The sequence below is a fragment of the Micromonospora echinospora genome, from assembly GCF_014203425.1.
GTDB classification, from domain to species: domain Bacteria; phylum Actinomycetota; class Actinomycetes; order Mycobacteriales; family Micromonosporaceae; genus Micromonospora; species Micromonospora echinospora_A.
In genome coordinates, this window is record NZ_JACHJC010000001.1 from 6,050,446 (window position 1) to 6,066,683 (window position 16,238).

Below are 16,238 nucleotides of genomic sequence, written 5' to 3' on the forward strand. Positions count from 1 at the left end.
CTCAAGGGTTCCGCCTACACTGCGCCGCGTGGACCAGGCCGCACCGCACACAGTCACCTCGATCGCGTACGACCTGCGCGCGCTCGGCGTCACCTCCGGTGACGTCCTGCTGCTGCACTCGTCGTACCGAAGCCTTGGCTTCGTCGCCGGGGGCACCCACGCGGTGGTGCTGGCGCTGCTGGAGGCGCTCGGTCCGGAGGGCACCCTCGTCGTCCCGACGCAAACGCGCGAGAACACGGATCCGGCCGGGTGGCGGCATCCGCCCGTACCGGAGGCGTGGTGGCCCGTCATCCGCGAGCAGACGCCCGGCTTCGACCCGGCGCGCACGCCGAGCCGGTGGATGGGCGCCGTCGCCGAGACGGTACGCACCTGGCCGGGCGCCCGCCGCAGCGATCATCCGCAGGTGTCCTTCGCCGCGCTCGGCGCGCACGCCGCCGACGTCGTGGACGGACACCGCCTCGACGACGCGCTGGGCGAGCACTCACCGCTGGGCGCGGTCTACCGGCTCGACGGCAAGGTGCTGCTGCTCGGCTGCGAACACAGCTCCAACACCTCGCTGCACCTGGCGGAATGGCGGCAGGCGTCGCCGCCGCGGGCGGTGACGGGCTCGGCGGTACGGCTGCCGGACGGGACGAGCCGGTGGACCGCGTGGACCGATGTCGTCACCGACGAGGACGACTTCGACCGGCTGGGCGCCGACTTCGAGGCCACCGGCGGTGCGGCGGTCGGCCGCATCGGAAGCGCGACCGCCCGCCTGATGTCCCAACGCGCGCTGGTCGATTTCGCGACCGCCTGGATGGCCGCGAACCGCACGGGCTGACCGCCGGCTCCGTCCGCCGCCCGGCATCACACGACGGACGGAGCGCTCGACTCACGAGTGGCGTTGTTCGTTTTCCTCCCCCGGGGGACGCTGCCGGATCGGCTCGGTCGTGTGACCTTCGGACGGCGGTGGCATCAGGAGAGCGGTCGGGTCCGCACCCGACGGGACAGCGGGTCCGCTCAACGCCGCGTTCCCGTCGGGATAGGCGGCGCCGCTGTGCTCTCGCAAGTGCTCGCGAAGCTGGGAGATCATGGCGTCCACCGACGACGGCTCGGTCACACCCTGGATGACCATCGCCTCGTTGGGCGCGATCCCCAGCCAGAGGTCGACAGCCACCCGGCCGGAGACGAGCAGTTTGATGATCTGGCGCTGTGTGTAGTGCCCGAACTGTGCACCCATGTTCGGCCCGTTGCCGATGGCTCCTGTGAAGACCCCACCGCTGTTGCCGTCGGAGCCGGGTTTCCACTGCTCGTTGAACACGCTCACCCGGTCCGCGGACGTCTCCATCCCGTCCACGTTGCCGAGCGCGTACTCCTTCGTGGAGTCGCGGATCGTGGCCCCGGTGGCGATGTCGAGCACGCACTCGTACACCGGCAGGCGCCAGTTCGACATGTAGACGATCATGATTTTGTACGCGGAGTAGCGGAGTTTGCCGTCCCGCCCCCTGTTCCAGTGGAACGGAAGAACCGAGAACAGCTCGGGAATTCCGTAGAAGACGAGATAGGGCCGCCTGCCCTGGGCAAGCTCAGTGGGGTGGATGTTCAGCCGCCGGTAGCCCATCTGCGCGATAGCTTCCTCGGCCCCGTACAGCCAGGCGTCCATCTCCTGATCGGTCGCCCGGGGATAGGCGCGCCTGCGCGCCTCCGCGTAGTTCAGGAGCCCGACGAGCCCCAGGACGACGAGCACGGCGCCGCCGACCCCGCAGAGGAACCCCAGGCAGATCGCCGCGTCACCGACGGCGAACATCACCAGGGCCATCAGCAGGAGTCCGCCACCGAATGCCAGCTTGACGTACTGGGCTACCGGTGTGGACGGCTCGGGCGCGAAGTACTTGCCGGCTCGCTCTGCGCGTTGTTCAGGATGCATCAGATTCCCTGGTTTCGGCTGAGCCCCTGCCACGTCGGGCACTCGACAGCAGGAACGTGGTTGATGATTTCGCGGGCGCGATCACTGCCGACGCCCCACAGCGCCGCCTGGAGGTCGCGAAGCCTGAAGCGGTCGGTCGGAATGCCACGGATTTCGTAGTAGTCTTCGATGATCAGCGCCCAGAGGGCTCGCAAATGGTTGCTCGTGTCGCCGGGCTCGATCTGAATGCCGATCTGCAGCAGATTCTCCATCGCCCGGATCACCTCGTACCGGTATCCGCCGGGGCGCCGGCCGCCGAGAGCGGCAAGCACCCGGTAGTAGTAGACATCGACCTCGCGTGGATACATGTTCACGAGGGTGTTGAAGCGCTCCAGGGCACGTGCGTACGCCCCGTTGTTGAGAGCAGCGATCGCCTCGACGAATTCCGGGTCGACGCGGATCTGCTCCGGGAGCAGATCCGCCAACGGCGGCCAGGCCTCGGCCAGCGTGGCAAGCGGGATGATCCACGAGATCCGCAGCCTCTTGTCCATGTCGGCGGTCGAAATCATGCCGACGACGCGGCCGGACGTGACGTCGACAATGGGGCCGCCGCTGTATCCGCGCTGGATCTGGCCGTCGAATCCGGGCAGACCGTTCACCTGAATGAGCTTCCCGGTCTCATCAGACCCGATCACCTGGACCCGGGTCCGCTGACCGCGGTCGTCCGCCGACGAATACTGTTCCGGAAAGCCGAGCGCGTCGAGCGGCGTCTCCGGCCGCGGCGGCTCACTGGGCCCGAGCGGCGCCGCGGGCCAGCTCTCCGGAACGTCGACGACTGCCACGTCGGTCCCGTCGTACCGGCCCGGGCTCCAGCCCGGAACCGCGTAGCGCGCGGAACAGACCTGGCCCGAGCCCCAACCCCCCGGCGCCTCCGCCCAACACCGGACTCGACCCTCGACCACGTGAGCGCATGTGAGGGCCACGCCCGGCGCCACGACGAATGCGGTTCCCAGCACCTCCGACGGAGCACCACCATTCGTCGTGGCCCGGATCCGCAGCCGCCAGGGTTCAGAGGAGGTGATCATTTCGGGGCGGAGTCTTCCCGTCGCCAGACCAGTTCGACACCGAAGTTTCCTTCGTACGCGGTCTTCGCGATGACGGCGTTCATCTCAGCCGTCATCTTCACGGCAAAGGTGAGCTTGACCTCGCTCGGCCCCAGGTCCTCGCGAAACACACGCATGGCCTCCATGGCCGCCGAGCGGACGCTCCGAAGTGACTCGTCGAAGGATCTCGGCTCGGTGCGGGCACTGCGGCCCACCGGCCCGATGCCGGCGTTTTCGCCATGGATCTCCAGCTCCTGGCCCTCGACCTCAACGAGAACCGGATCCGCTCCATGCACCGCAAATTGCCTGGTAACTGGCACAGCACTCCTTCAGCTGGAAGGAAAAGAGGGCATCGCGACAATGCAGACGACGCGCCAATGCGTCGGGGATCGACCGGCAGCACACCCGCAACTTGCGAGGATCTTTCAACCGGCTTGGAAATGATCCTGGCGTTCGTGCGCTGATGCCAGGATCAGACATTCGGCCGGTTCGATTGTCAGCAACACGACTACTGGTCTCTACTTAGGACTTCGGGTTGAGGATCGGATATGCACCGGCACAGGACTGGTGACCGGATGGGCGACCCGGACGCCTATTCATCCACCTTTTCCCGACGAGAGGGCACCGATCGGCTGACACCGGCTGAGCGGCGCTGATCCACCCGCGGCCGAGGGGCTCAGGGGATCACGTTCGGCGGCATCGAAGGCACCCCGCCTTCGGGTACGGTGACGCTTCACGAGTCGCGCCCTTACCGTCGAAAGCCTCGCCGTTCAGGAGGTGACGCGCGTGCGTAGGACCAGCCGCATGTTGTGCTGGCCGCTCAGCGTCTGCCTGATGGCGGCGCCGGCAGCCTGTACGTCCTCAAGCGGTTCCAGCCAGGATGAGGCCAGACCAGCCGCACCAACTGCGTCTCTGGGCACTGACCCCAGTGCGTCCCCGTCGACTGACGTGAGCGCCGGACAGGAGTCGTGCACTGTATCCATCGATGCGATCAAGGAGCCGCCGGCGGGTTATCGGCTCGTGGGAGAGGACGTTGCAGTACCTGCACGGCCGGTGCTTCAAGCAGAGGAATCGGGGGAACCGGACCCGGCAGCCCGGCTGTTCGCCAAGTGGGGGCTGGTCGTACGCGGCGGCGCAGTGGTTGATCTTCGGGTGGCAGCCGGCTGGGAGGACAAGGCGCGTCTCGGATGGGGCTCGTCAGTGGTGCCAGCCGTGAGCGCCCATGTGCGTGCCTGCGCACCTGTCGATGACCGACCTGAGTGGCTGGCCTTCGTCGGCGGCACGTGGGTTGCGCGACCAACCTGCCTACCGCTCACCATTCAGTCGCGGGGGCAGACGGCACAAGTACGGCTGGGTATCGGTGTCCCTTGCGACGGAACCGACCCGCCGAGTTCCTGGTAAGGCTCGCCAGGAACCTCCGCCGTGAGGCGGATTCTCGACAAGGCCGAGGAAACGACTGGTGTGGCGGGCGAGAGCTAGAACCCGCGAACGACCCGGTCGGGTGCGGTTCTAGCAGCGAAGCGCGCCTCGTCTCCCTCGATGACCAGAATGAACCACGGCACCTCGCGCCCGTCCCATGCCGCACCACCGACCAGCCCGTCCGCAACCTCAAAGCCAGCCGGCCCCGCAAGGTGGACCACGGCATGAGGCGGTCAACGCAGAAGACGACCCCCGTGAGAGCCTGTCGCGATGTCGCGTGCCCGCCTGGCGCTGACCGCCGGGGTTCTCCTGCTCATCACCTCGTGCCTGCTGCCGTGCCTGCCGTTCCTGGATCTGTCCGGGATCTCGATGCCCTACCAGGACCCCACCCCCGAGATGCTGGAGAAGCAAGCCGCCGACATCACCGCAGCCGAACACAGACTCGCCGTCCACACAGCCATCGCCGGTGCACTCGCCGTAATCGGCCTGGCAGCCTTCATCTACGCCTGGAAGCACAGACGGACCCGCAAGGCCGACCACGGAATCTGACCAAACGTCAAGCATGTGCTGGGACGGATTCGTCAAGCATGTGGTGGGACTAGACAGACGCGGTCGAGCCTGTGTCCTCCGCCGGGTTTCGCGGAGCACACCGCGTGGGGCTCGCACCTCCGGAACATCGGCGCGACCGGACTGCGGCAGCCCGGGCTTCGTACAGATGTACGATGTGCGGCTTTCGGAATTTCGACCTAGCCTGCGTGGTGACCGCCGCCGCGCCATTGGCCGTGGAATCGCGGCGGCGGTCTATTGCCCCACTCCAGGTATTCGAGAAGGAGCAACGTGACAATCCTAGTAACCGGAGCGACCGGCAACGTGGGTCGCCAGGTGGTGGCCGGGCTCGTCCGGGCCGGACGAACGGTGCGGGCGATGACCCGCCAGCCGCAAACGCACCGGCTGCCGGACAGGGCTGAGGTGGTCCAGGGAGACTTCGAACGTCCCGGGACCTGGCGAGCGGTGCTGGACGGAGTGCAGTCGGTGTACCTGTTCCCGTTCGCGTACGCCGCGACCGACCATGGGTTCGTTGATGAGGCGTTGAAGGCCGGCGTCACCCGGTTCGTCGTGCACTCCGCGGCGGCGGCCGGGTTCACACCCGGAACCGGTGGCGACGGCGCGCTCGGGCGGCACCTGACCGATGAGTGGGTGGCGCACCGCGGGCTGGAAGTGCTGGTGGAGGCCTCGGGTGCCGAGTGGACCCATGTGCGGCCGGGGTTGTTGGCCGCCAATGCGCTGCGGTGGGCCGACCGGATCCGAACCGAGCGGGTGGTGCGGGAACCGTACGCGTCGGCCGGCTATCCGGTGGTCCATGAGGCCGACGTGGCCGACGTGGCGGTCGCGGCGTTGCTGACCGACGACCATGTCGGTGCCGCGTACACCGTCACCGGCCCGGTGAAGGTCTCGCAGGCGGAGCAGGTCACCGCGATCGGTGCCGCCATCGGCGTGCAGGTGCGGCTCGAGGAGCTCGATCCGGCCGAGGCGCGCACGCAGTGGCTGCGCGACGGCTTCGATGAGGAGACCGCCGACTGGATGATCGCGCTGCTCGCCGACGCGGTTGACGGAACAGGTGCGTTGCCGCCGACGGACACCTATCTGCGGGTGACGGGGCGGCCACCGCGCACGTTCGCCCAGTGGGCCAACGATCACGCCACCGACTTCCGGCCCGAGGCGACGCGATGACGATTCTGGTCACGGGTGCCACCGGCATGGTGGGCCGACACGTCGTCGCCGAACTGGTGAAGACCGGGCATCGGGTCCGCGCACTCACGCGGACGCCGTCGGCGGCGAGCCTTCCGGACGGGGTAGAGGTCGTCGGCGGCGACCTGACGGATCCGCCGTCGCTGGAGCCGTCGCTGAACGGCGTCGAGAAAATGTATCTGTTCCCTGTCGGACGGACAGCGCGTGAGTTAGTTACCGTCGCGAAGCGGGCCGGCGTGCGGCGCATCGTCGTGCTGTCCGGGGCGCTCGCCGACACCGACGACAGCGAGGACGGATACCTGGCGGTCGAACGTGCCGTCGAGGACTCTGGTCTGGAGTGGACGCACGTCCGGCCCGGGGAGTTTGCCGCGAACTGGCTGGACTGGGCCCCGTCCATCAAGGAAGGTCGGGTGGTTCGCCGCCCGTACGGGGCTGCGGTCACCCAACCCACCCACGAGGCGGACGTCGCCGCGGTCGCCGCGACAGTTCTCATCGAGGACGGGCACGCCGGCCGGACCTACACCCTCGCCGGCCCCGAGGCGCTCACCACCGTGGCGCAGGTGCACGCGATCGGCACGGCGATCGGTGCCACGGTGCGGTTCGAGGAGCTCGATCCGGCCGCGGCCCGGGCCGAGTGGATCGGCAACGGCTATCCAGAGAAGTTTGTCGACTGGATCTTCACCATGTGGGCGGAGTCCGCGCGTGACCCTGCCCCGACGAACCAGGAGTGGGCAGGCATCGTCCCGCGCCTGACCGGCCGACCCGCACGGACATTCGCGCAATGGGCCACCGACCACGCGGCCGAATTCCTTTAACCGCGGTTCGCCTGGGTCGCCAGCAGCATGGCTGAGCTGGGAAAACGGCTGGTGGGGCGGGCGGGGTTCGAACCCGCGACCGAGGGATTATGAGTCCCCTGCTCTAACCGGCTGAGCTACCGCCCCGTCACCGCGCCGGATCGTAACCCGCCGATCGTTTCGCGGACCACCACCTGCCGGGCGGAAAGACTACCGCGACAGCACGATGGGCTACGCGAGGATAACAACGCGCAACCCACCGGCCAACGGCTCACGCCCGCCGGAGATCGGCGAGGACGGCGCCGGCTGTACGCCAGCCGCTGGCGAGCGCGCCCTGGATGGACGGGCTGTCCCGGTGGTCCCCGGCCACGTACAGGCCGTCGCCCAGCGCGACCGGCTTGCGCAGGCGGCCCTGCGGTGGCGGGGCGGCGGGCAGCGCGTCCGGCACGGTGACGGTGGTGAGGTGGGTCCAGTCGGCGGTGGAGCGGCCGTAGAGGCGGTCCAGCTCGCGGCGGATCACCGGTTCGGGCGGGGTCTGGGGGCCGACCACCGAGGTGGCGACCAGGTGCTGGCCGTCGGGGGCGTACGTGGGTGCGGCCCGGCTCACCACCACCGTGTTGGCGATCATTTCCCGCCGGTCGCCGTCGAGCAGCAGGATCGGCTCGTCCAGTGGCGCCGTGCCGGTGCGGTGGTAGTAGGTGGTGTAGGCGTGCATGCGTACCCGTGGCAGCCCGGGCAGCAGCGTGGCCGCCGCCGGTGGGTCGGCCGCGACCACGACGGCGCGGCAGGTGATCTCGCCGGACGGGGTGCGGACGCGGCCGGGCGCGACCTCGGTGACCGGGGTGTTCAGGTCGATCAGCTCGGCGGGCAGCGGCGCGGCGAGCGCCCGGGGCAGCGCCGCCATGCCGTCCGCGGGCAGGCCGATCCGGCCCCGGGCGAAGGAGCGCATGATGACCGCGAGGACGTGGCTGGAGGTGGCCAGCTCGCGGTCGAGCAGCACGCCGGACAGGAACGGCCGGAGGAGTTCCTCGATGATCGCGTCGGAGAGCCCGGCGCGGCGCAGCGCCTTCTCGGCTGTGGTCTCGGGTGTGTGGAGCAGCCGCCCGACCGGCAGCGTCGCGTAGCCGGCCGCGAGCGCGCCGAAGCGCAGCCGGTCGGTCAGTGATCCGATGCCGGCGGTGAGCGTGGCGGGCGCGCCGGCGGGTTCGCGCAGCGGGTTGACGAGTCGTTCCAGCCGGTCGCCGCGGCGCACCAGCACGCCGGGCGTGAACCAGCCCATCCCGAGAGCGCCGACGTCGACCAGGCCGGCGAGCCGCGGGTACGCGGTGTTCAGCACCTGGAAGCCGCGGTCCAGCAGGAACCCGTCGACCCGGTCGGTGGCGACCCGCCCGCCGAGCCGGTCGGCGGCCTCCAGCAGCCGCCACGGCACGCCGGCCCGGTGCAGCCGCCGCGCGGCGGCGAGCCCGGCCAGGCCGCCGCCGACGATCACGACGTCCGTGTCAGGCACGGTCCACCCCCGCGCCGGCCCGGTCGCCCTCGCGGTGCGACCGCGACAACCGGCCCGGCCACCAGACCTTCGGGCCGATGTCGTACGCGAGCGCGGGCACCAGCAGCGAGCGGACCACTATGGTGTCGAGCAGGACGCCGACGGCGACGGCCACGCCCAGCTCGACGAGCACCACGAGCGGCAGCACGGCGAGCGCGGAGAACGTGGCGGCGAGCACGATGCCGGCGGAGGTGATCACGCCGCCGGTGACGGCCAGGCCGACGAGCACACCGGCGCGGGTGCCGCGGCGTACCGACTCCTCCCGGACCCGGCTCATCAGGAAGATGTTGTAGTCGATGCCGAGCGCCACCAGGAAGACGAACGCGAACAGCGGGAACGACTGGTCGACGCCGGGGAAGTCGAACACGTACCGGAACAGCAGCGCGCACAGGCCGAGCGTGGCCAGGAACGACAGCACCACTGTGGCGATCAGCAGCACCGGGGCGACCAGGGCGCGCAGCAGCACGGCCAGGATGATCGCGATGACCAGCAGCACCACCGGGATGATCACGTTGCGGTCGCGGACCGAGGCGTCGGCGGTGTCCACGTTGATCGCGGTGAAGCCGCCGACCACGGCGTCCGCGCCGGGCACCCGGTGCACCGCCTCGCGCAGGTCGCGGATGGTGCGCTCGGCGCCGTTGCTGTCCGGCGCGTCGGCGAGCGTGACGTTGAGCTGCACCCGCCCGTCGACCACCTTCGGCGGAGCGGCCGGGTCGGGCGGCGCGTTCTCGCCACGCTGGCCGAGCGGCGCGACAGCGGCCACCCCGGGGACGCCCTGCGCCACCTGGGCGACCTGACGCGCGGTGTCCTGGCTGGTGAAGATGGTGGCGGGGCTGCCGGTGCCGGCCGGGAAGTGCCTGTCGATGACCTCCTGCCCGGCCACCGAGTCGGTGCGCTGGGTGAACAGCTGGGACTGGCCGAGCGTGGTGGCGCCGAGCTGGGTCACCCCGATCGCGAGCACTGCCAGCGCGACGGCGGTGACGATCCAGACGGTACGCGAGCGCCGCGCCACGAAGCCGGCGATCCGCGCCCAGATGCCGTGCTCGGCGCGCGGGTCGGCCTCGTCGTGCCGGGGCCGCCGGGGCCAGAACGCCCATCTGCCGCCGAGGACCAGCAGCGCGGGCAGGAACGTGAGCATCACCAGCAGCGTGGCGGCGATGCCGACGGCGCTCACCGGGCCGAGCGCCCGGTTGGAGTTGAGGCTGGACAGCAGCAGGCAGAGCAGGCTGACGATGACTGTGGCGCCGGAGGCGACGATGGCCGGCGCGGCGCCCTTCCAGGCGGTCCTCATCGCGTCCCAGGGCCGCTCGTGCCGGTGCAGCTCCTCCCGGTAGCGGGCGATGAGCAGCAGCGCGTAGTCGGTGCCGGCGCCGAACACGAGCACTGTGAGGATGCCCTGCGCCTGCCCGTTGAGCTTGACGATGTCGTGGTCGGCGAGCAGGTAGACGAAGACGGCCGCCAGCGAGTACGACATCCCGGCGGCCAGCAGCGGGAAGATCCACAGCACCGGGCTGCGGTAGACGACGAGGAGGATGACCAGGACCACGGTGAGGGTGACGAGCAGCAGCGGCCCGTCGATCGCGCCGAACACCTCGATCAGGTCGCCGAGCAGCCCTGCGGGTCCGGCCACGTCGACGGTGAGCCCGTCGCGGTCCGGGCCGGCGATGTCGCGCAGGCGTTCCACCACCGCGCGGATCTGTTCGCCCTCACCGCTTTCGATCGGGACGATCACCTGGGCGGCCTGCCGGTCCTGGCTGACGATCGGTGGCGGCAGCGGGCCGACCACGCCGGGCACGTCGGCGAAGCGGGCGGCGTCGGCCTGGATCCGTTGCTGGTCGGCCGGGGTGAGGCCGCCGGCGCGTTCGTAGACCACGAGCGCCGGGGTGGTCTCCCGGTCGACGAATCCGGCGGCCAGGTCCTGTGCGCGGGTGGCCTCGGCGTCGGTCGGCAGGAAGGAGGCGTTGTCGTTGGTGGAGACCTCGCCGAGCTTGCCCGAGTACGGCCCGGCGACGCCGCCGATGATCAGCCAGCCGAGCACCACCGCCACCGCGACGAGCGTCGCGGTCCAGCGGCTGCGTCCTGCGGCCATCTCCACCGTCCTCGAATCGACGCATCAATCGACGCAGCGGGAGTCTAGGTCGACGCCGACCATCCTGCCGGGCGAACGGTGACTCGGGGGCGGAAACCGGGCAGCCGGGACACGCGAGGGGTGGGAACGACGAACGCCCGCCGGCGGGGCCGACGGGCGTGACATGGAGCGAAGCTCCCCCGATTGGACTCGAACCAATAACCTGCCGGTTAACAGCCGGCTGCTCTGCCAATTGAGCTACAGGGGACCGTGCACCGCTCGGATCGGATCTTTCCGCTCCGTGCGACGGGGACAAGAGTACAGGACATCCGGGGGTGGTGCGCCAGGGGGTTACCGGACCGGACCCGACCGGCGGACGCGCCAGAATTACGGACAAATCGTCATCTCGGCACAGGGAGGCATGAGCGGAGAGCAGGATGGGTAGTTAGCCGTCGACAGAGAACGCAGGCGCCACGATGGTCGTTCCGCCGAGCCGGCGGAAATCGGCAGAGAGCGTCAGGTACGGAAGGAGCCGCCATGCGCGGAAAGATCATGTTTCTTGGCGGGCTGGCTGCGGGATTCGTCCTGGGCGCCCGTGCCGGCCGGGAGAAGTACGAAGAGCTGGTGGTCCGCGGGCGCAAGGTCCTCGACCACCCGACCGTCCAGGAGGCGGCCGGGGTCGCGCAGGCGCAGGCGACCCGGCTCTACTCCGAGAGCAAGGACAAGCTGGGGCAGACCAAGCTGGGTGAGAAGCTTGCCACCGGCAACGGCGGCAAGCCGGGCATGACCGAGGCCGACAAGCCGTTCGCGGGCACGCCGGCAGCCGTCGGCAGCCGCGCCAACGGCACGGGCTCGACCAGCGCGTCCGGCTCGACCACGACCGGCACGAGCACCAAGCCGTCCACCGGCAACACGCTCTGACGCAAGCGGACAGCGGGCCGGTCACCTTCGGGTGACCGGCCCGCTCCCGTGTGCCCGGGCGCCGATGTGGCACATTCTCGGTGGGGAGGTGACCACATGCCGATGGTCGGACCGGAGACGGCGGATCAGGCGCGGCTGCTGCGCCTGCTGCGCGACGACGGCCCACGGTCCCGGGTCGAGCTGACCGACCTCCTCGGCCTGCCCCGGGCCCGGTTCGCCGCCGAGGTGGACCGGTTGACCGCGCTGGGCCTGGTGGAGAGCGCCGGCCCGGCCGCGTCACGGGGCGGGCGACGGTCGTCGCTGCTGCGCATCGGCGCGCAGGTCCGGTTCGGCGCGGTGCTCGTCGGCGGCGGCACGCTGCGGGTCGCGCTCACCGACGGCGAGCTGAACCCGCTGGCCCGGCACGACGAGCCGGTGGACGTCCGGCTCGGCCCGGACGTGGTGGTCGCCCGCATGGTCGAGCTGCTCAGCAAGCTGCGGGCCGAGGCGGGACTGACGTCGCTGACCGGCGTCGGTGTCGCGCTGCCCGCGCCGGTCGAGGTCCGCGACGGCACGCCGGTGTCCCCGCCGGCCCTGCCCGGCTGGCACCGCTTCCCGGTACGCGACACGCTCGCCGCCGAGCTGGGCTGCCCGGTGCAGGTCGACAACGACGCCAACGCGATGGCCCTCGGCGAACGGCACGCCGGCACCGGCCGCCCGTTCGACGACTTCCTCGCCGTCAAGCTGGGCGACGCGGTCGGCTCCGGGCTGGTGCTCGCCGGTTCGCTCTACCGGGGCGCGGCCAGTGGGGCCGGCGACATCGGTCACCTCCAGCTCAGCGAGGACGGGCCGCTCTGCGGCTGCGGCCACAACGGGTGCGTCGAGGCGTACTGCGGGGATGCCGCGCTGGTGCGGGAGGCGGTGACGGCCGCGCGGGCCGGGCGCTCGACGGTGCTCGCGGACCGGCTGGCCGAGGCCGGGACGCTGTCGGTGGCCGACGTGGCGGCGGCGGCCACCGAGGGTGACCCGGCGGCGCAGATCATCGTCCGCGACGCCGCCCGCCGCCTCGGGCAGGTGCTGGTCGGGCTGGTCAGCTTCGTCAACCCGGCCATCGTCATCATCGGGGGCGCGCCGGCCGGGATCGGGCCGGTCCTGCTCGCGGAGATCCGGGGCGTGGTCTACCGGCGCTCCACGCCGTTGGCCACCGGCAGCCTGCCGATCGTCCTGTCCGACCTCGGCGACACCGCCGCCCTGATCGGCGCAGCCCACCTGGTAAGCGACCAGGCCTACGCCGCCCGCTGACCCCCACCCTCACCCTCACCCTCACCCTCACCCTCACCCTCACCCTCACCCTCACCCTCACCCCGTCGATCTTGCACTTGCGGCCCACATGATGCCGCTTATGCCGTTTCGGGAGGGCCGCAACTGCAAGATCACGGGCGCCGAGGAGGGGGTGGGGGCGAGGGTGGGGGTTAGGGGGTCAGCCGCGGCTGGTGAATGCGGCGTCGAAGGCCGCCGACGGGGCGTCGAACGCCAGGCGGCGGACGAACTGAAGTGCCTCCGGCGCGCCGACCAGGCGGTCCATGCCGGCGTCCTCCCACTCGATCGAGATCGGGCCGTCGTAGCCGATCGCGTTCAGCGCCCGGAAGCAGTCCTCCCACGGCACATCGCCGTGCCCGGTGGAGACGAAGTCCCAGCCGCGTCGCAGGTCGGCCCAGGGCAGGTGGGAGGAGAGCCGGCCACGGCGGCCGTCCCCGGTACGGACCTTCGCGTCCTTGCAGTCGACGTGATAGATCCGGTCGGCGAAGTCGAAGATGAAGTTCACCGGGTCCAGCTCCTGCCAGACGAAGTGCGACGGGTCCCAGTTGAGCCCGAACGCGGGCCGGTGCCCGATCGCCTCCAGCGTCCGCTTCGTGGTCCAGTAGTCGTACGCGATCTCGCTGGGGTGCACCTCGTGCGCGAACCGCACGCCCACCTCGTCGAACACGTCCAGGATCGGGTTCCACCTGTCGGCGAAGTCCTGGTAGCCGCGCTCGATCATGGCCGGCGGCACCGGCGGGAACATGGCCAGTGTGTGCCAGATGGACGAGCCGGTGAAGCCGACGACAGTGCGTACACCGAGCTTCGCCGCCGCCCGCGCGGTGTCCTTGATCTCCTCGGAAGCCCGGCGGCGCACGCCCTCCGGCTCGCCGTCGCCCCAGATCCGGGCCGGGAGGATGTCCTGGTGCCGCTCGTCGATCGGGTGGTCGCAGACGGCCTGCCCGACCAGGTGGTTGGAGATGGCGAACACCTGGAGGTTGTGCTTGGCCAGGGTGGCCCGCTTGCGCTCGACGTACGAGTCGTCGGCGAGCGCCTTGTCCACCTCGAAGTGGTCGCCCCAGCAGGCGATCTCCAGTCCGTCGTAGCCCCACTCGGCGGCGAGCCGGCAGACCTCGTCGAACGGAAGGTCGGCCCACTGGCCGGTGAAGAGCGTGATGGGTCGCGCCATTGTCCTTCTCCCCTGTGGTGATGGGGGATTCCGTCGCGGACCGGGGCGAGGACGACCGGAGGCGGCGGCCTGAGGGCACCGGTGGACGCCGGAGCGTCTGCCTCCCGGGCGGGTTGCGCCTCCCGCCGGGTCACCGGCCACCTCGCGGTCGCCGCCTCCACTCTATGGCCTTCCTCAGGGCAGGGTCCAGCGCTGGTTCGCCGCGCCCGTGCACGTCCACAGGTGCACCGCCGTGCCGTCGGCCGAGTTGTTGCCCGACACGTCCAGGCACTTGCCCGACGACGGATTACGCAGCGTCCCGTCCGCCTGCGCCGACCAGTTCTGCGCACCCGTGCCGTTGCACGACCACAACTGGATCTTCGTGCCGTTCGCGTTGCCGCCGCCGGAGACGTCCAGGCACTTGCCCAGCGCCTTCACCGGCCCGTTCGACGTCACCGTCCACGTCTGCGCCGACGAGCCGTTGCAGGTGTAGAGCTGGATCTGGGTGCCGTCCGCCGACGAGGCGTTCCGCACGTCCAGGCACTTGCCGGCCAGCCCCTTGATCGGGCCGGTGCCGCCGCTGCCGGTCGAGCGGACCAGCGTGAAGTCGTCCACGTCGAACAGCCCGGAGCCGCTGCCGGTGAACGTCAGGTGCACGGTCTGCGTACCGGACGGCACGCCTGTGAGCGCGGTCGACACGTCGGCGAACGTGGTCCAGCTACCGGTGTTCGGCACCGCCACCTGGCCGAGCACCGGCCCGGTCGGCGAGCCGGTACGCACCTGGAGCGTGCCGCCCGGGCCGCCGGAGACCACCCGGGCGCGCAGCGACGTCACACCGGTGAGGTCGAGCCCCGGGTACGCGGCCCAGTCGCCTGGGTCCACGTACCCCAGGGTCTGGCCGCCGTTGGCGCCCGCCTTGGGGTACGCGCTGACGCCGCTGGCCGAACCGAACGACTCGGCCTGGACCGTGGTGTTGCCGGTCGGCGGCGGCGTCCCGCCCAGCTCCTTGATCCGGATGTTGCGGAACGACACGTCGTCGCCGGTGCCGTGGTTCTGGATGCCGACGTGCCCGGCGAGCGACCGCACCGGGTCGGTGTTGGTGAAGTCGTTTATGCGTACGCCGTTGAGGAAGACCTGCAGCCGCTCGGACTCGACCAGGATCTCGTAGGTGTTCCACTCCCCCGCCGGGTTCAGCGCCGCGTCCCGGGCCGCCAGGTCCGCCGACTTGAAGCCGTAGATCGCGCCGGTGGTCCGGTCGGCCGCGTCGGTGGGGTCGATCTGCACCTCGTAGCCGTTGTCCACAGCCGAGTTCGGGTCGCTCGACGGCGGGAAGCCGACGAACACGCCCGAGTTGTCGTCGCCGGCCAGCCGCCAGTCCAGCTTCAGCGAGTAGTTGGTGAACTGCTTCGCGCTGTACCAGTACAGGCCCATGCCGCCCACCGAGGTGAGCGTGGCGTCGGCGTTGGTGAAGCTGCCTGGCCCGGCCTGGGACCAGCCGGTGGTGCCGCCGTTGTAGAGCGCGGTGTAGCCGGTCTCCGGCCGGCAGTCGGCCTTCGTGCGCCCGGCCGCGTAGCGGATGCCGCCGAGCAGGTGGTTGCGGAACGCCGCGTCGGCGTAGGACGCCTGGGTGTGGCCGCCGCCGGTGTAGAAGGACCGGCCACCGCTGTACGTCTTGCACCAGGCGTGCGGGTGGTCGCCGCCCATCGAGCCTCCGGAGTACGAGGACTCGTCGAGGCTGGCCAGCACGTGCGCGGTGGAGCGGGCGTTGGAGCGGTAGTCGTACCACTCGTCGGTGCGGTTCCACTGCTGCGGCAGGTGCGCGGTGGCCGCGTGTGCCCGGTCCTCCACCTTGACGGTGGCCGGCTGGATGGCCGGGTGGGAGGCGAACCAGGCGCCGACGAGGTTGCCGTAGAACGGCCAGTCGTACTCGGTGTCGGCGGCGGAGTGCACGCCGACGTACCCGCCGCCGGCGCCGATGTACGCCTCGAACGCCGACTGCTGGGTGGCGTTGAGGACGTCCCCGGTGGTGTTGAGGAAGATCACCGCCTCGAAGCGGGCCAGGTTGGCGGTGGTGAACTGGGCGGCGTCCTCGGTCGCGGTGACCGTGAAGTTGTTCGCCGTGCCCAGCTCGCGCACGGCCTGCGTGCCCGCCGCGATGGAGTCGTGGCGGAATCCGGCGGTCTTGGAGAAGACGAGTACGTCGTAGGGGGCGTCGGCGGCGGCGGCCGGGCCCGCGGGGACGGTGCAGGCGATGGCGGTGAGGACGGCGGTCACCGCCCCCAGTGCGGTACGCAGGAGTTTCATCTG

The 16,238-nt window shown here is 70.6% G+C and carries 13 protein-coding genes and 2 tRNA genes; 6 read left to right on the forward strand and 9 right to left on the reverse strand.

Annotation, left to right across the window (positions count from 1 at the left end):
- Positions 1–28 precede the first annotated feature (28 nt).
- Positions 29–820: an AAC(3) family N-acetyltransferase gene (locus FHU28_RS27130; RefSeq protein ID WP_116507838.1), complete on the forward strand. Its 792-nt coding sequence runs from the start codon at positions 29–31 to the stop codon at positions 818–820.
- A 51-nt stretch (positions 821–871) separates the two neighbouring features.
- Here the strand turns inward: FHU28_RS27130 and FHU28_RS27135 are convergent, their stop codons facing one another.
- The 3 genes from FHU28_RS27135 to FHU28_RS27145 are packed head-to-tail and all read right to left on the reverse strand — an operon-like array spanning position 872 to position 3,308.
- On the reverse strand, positions 872–1,939 hold the full coding sequence (locus FHU28_RS27135) for a hypothetical protein (protein ID WP_152037853.1): 1,068 nt from the start codon (positions 1,937–1,939) through the stop codon (positions 872–874).
- Positions 1,906–2,970 carry a S1 family peptidase gene (locus tag FHU28_RS27140; protein WP_184687347.1) on the reverse strand — a complete coding sequence of 355 codons (1,065 nt, stop codon included), beginning with the start codon at positions 2,968–2,970 and terminating at the stop codon, positions 1,906–1,908. The genes FHU28_RS27135 and FHU28_RS27140 overlap by 34 nt, the downstream gene beginning before the upstream one ends.
- The gene (locus tag FHU28_RS27145; protein WP_152037854.1) at positions 2,967–3,308 is read right to left on the reverse strand and encodes a CU044_2847 family protein; all 342 of its coding nucleotides are present in this window, start codon (positions 3,306–3,308) and stop codon (positions 2,967–2,969) included. Before FHU28_RS27145 ends, FHU28_RS27140 begins: the two co-directional genes overlap by 4 nt.
- 1,369 nt (positions 3,309–4,677) lie before the next feature.
- On the opposite strand from FHU28_RS27145, the gene FHU28_RS27150 reads away from it, so the two are divergent.
- From FHU28_RS27150 to FHU28_RS27160, 3 genes are all read left to right on the forward strand, one after another.
- On the forward strand, positions 4,678–4,956 hold the full coding sequence (locus tag FHU28_RS27150) for a hypothetical protein (RefSeq protein ID WP_184687349.1): 279 nt from the start codon (positions 4,678–4,680) through the stop codon (positions 4,954–4,956).
- 288 nt (positions 4,957–5,244) lie between these two features.
- A complete protein-coding gene (locus tag FHU28_RS27155; RefSeq protein ID WP_184689957.1) occupies positions 5,245–6,138 on the forward strand; it encodes an NAD(P)H-binding protein in 894 nt (297 codons plus the stop codon).
- The gene (locus FHU28_RS27160; RefSeq protein ID WP_116507852.1) at positions 6,135–6,971 is read left to right on the forward strand and encodes an NAD(P)H-binding protein; all 837 of its coding nucleotides are present in this window, start codon (positions 6,135–6,137) and stop codon (positions 6,969–6,971) included. Before FHU28_RS27155 ends, FHU28_RS27160 begins: the two co-directional genes overlap by 4 nt.
- A gap of 49 nt (positions 6,972–7,020) precedes the next feature.
- Here the strand turns inward: FHU28_RS27160 and FHU28_RS27165 are convergent.
- The 4 genes from FHU28_RS27165 to FHU28_RS27180 form a co-directional block, all read right to left on the reverse strand.
- Positions 7,021–7,097, reverse strand: a tRNA-Ile gene (locus tag FHU28_RS27165).
- Between the two features lie 124 nt (positions 7,098–7,221).
- Positions 7,222–8,457 (reverse strand): FAD-dependent oxidoreductase, encoded by a 1,236-nt coding sequence (locus FHU28_RS27170; protein WP_184687351.1) that lies wholly within the window; start codon positions 8,455–8,457, stop codon positions 7,222–7,224.
- Complete coding sequence (locus FHU28_RS27175; protein ID WP_184687354.1) at positions 8,450–10,585, reverse strand: MMPL family transporter; 2,136 nt, start codon at positions 10,583–10,585, stop codon at positions 8,450–8,452. Before FHU28_RS27175 ends, FHU28_RS27170 begins: the two co-directional genes overlap by 8 nt.
- 174 nt (positions 10,586–10,759) lie before the next feature.
- A tRNA-Asn gene (locus FHU28_RS27180) sits at positions 10,760–10,832 on the reverse strand.
- Positions 10,833–11,101: 269 nt separating this feature from the next.
- On the opposite strand from FHU28_RS27180, the gene FHU28_RS27185 reads away from it, so the two are divergent.
- Positions 11,102–11,485, forward strand: a complete 384-nt coding sequence (locus tag FHU28_RS27185) for a hypothetical protein (protein ID WP_184687356.1) — start codon at positions 11,102–11,104, stop codon at positions 11,483–11,485.
- Between the two features lie 96 nt (positions 11,486–11,581).
- Positions 11,582–12,766 (forward strand): ROK family transcriptional regulator, encoded by a 1,185-nt coding sequence (locus FHU28_RS27190; protein WP_184687358.1) that lies wholly within the window; start codon positions 11,582–11,584, stop codon positions 12,764–12,766.
- Positions 12,767–12,944: 178 nt separating this feature from the next.
- Here FHU28_RS27190 and FHU28_RS27195 read toward each other — a convergent pair whose 3' ends face one another.
- Together FHU28_RS27195 and FHU28_RS27200 are read right to left on the reverse strand one after the other, a co-directional pair.
- On the reverse strand, positions 12,945–13,952 hold the full coding sequence (locus tag FHU28_RS27195) for a sugar phosphate isomerase/epimerase family protein (protein ID WP_184687360.1): 1,008 nt from the start codon (positions 13,950–13,952) through the stop codon (positions 12,945–12,947).
- 174 nt (positions 13,953–14,126) lie between these two features.
- Positions 14,127–16,235, reverse strand: coding sequence for a ThuA domain-containing protein (locus FHU28_RS27200; protein WP_116511603.1), 2,109 nt, complete (start codon positions 16,233–16,235; stop codon positions 14,127–14,129).
- Between the last annotated feature and the right edge of the window lie 3 nt (positions 16,236–16,238).

Coding starts and splice junctions, on each gene's coding strand:
- FHU28_RS27140 (WP_184687347.1), bottom strand. CDS start 2,970: ATGATCACCTCCTCTGAACCCTGGCGGCTGCGGATCCGGGCCACGACG.
- FHU28_RS27150 (WP_184687349.1), top strand. CDS start 4,678: ATGTCGCGTGCCCGCCTGGCGCTGACCGCCGGGGTTCTCCTGCTCATC.
- FHU28_RS27160 (WP_116507852.1), top strand. CDS start 6,135: ATGACGATTCTGGTCACGGGTGCCACCGGCATGGTGGGCCGACACGTC.
- FHU28_RS27175 (WP_184687354.1), bottom strand. CDS start 10,585: ATGGCCGCAGGACGCAGCCGCTGGACCGCGACGCTCGTCGCGGTGGCG.
- FHU28_RS27185 (WP_184687356.1), top strand. CDS start 11,102: ATGCGCGGAAAGATCATGTTTCTTGGCGGGCTGGCTGCGGGATTCGTC.
- FHU28_RS27190 (WP_184687358.1), top strand. CDS start 11,582: ATGCCGATGGTCGGACCGGAGACGGCGGATCAGGCGCGGCTGCTGCGC.
- FHU28_RS27195 (WP_184687360.1), bottom strand. CDS start 13,952: ATGGCGCGACCCATCACGCTCTTCACCGGCCAGTGGGCCGACCTTCCG.
- FHU28_RS27200 (WP_116511603.1), bottom strand. CDS start 16,235: ATGAAACTCCTGCGTACCGCACTGGGGGCGGTGACCGCCGTCCTCACC.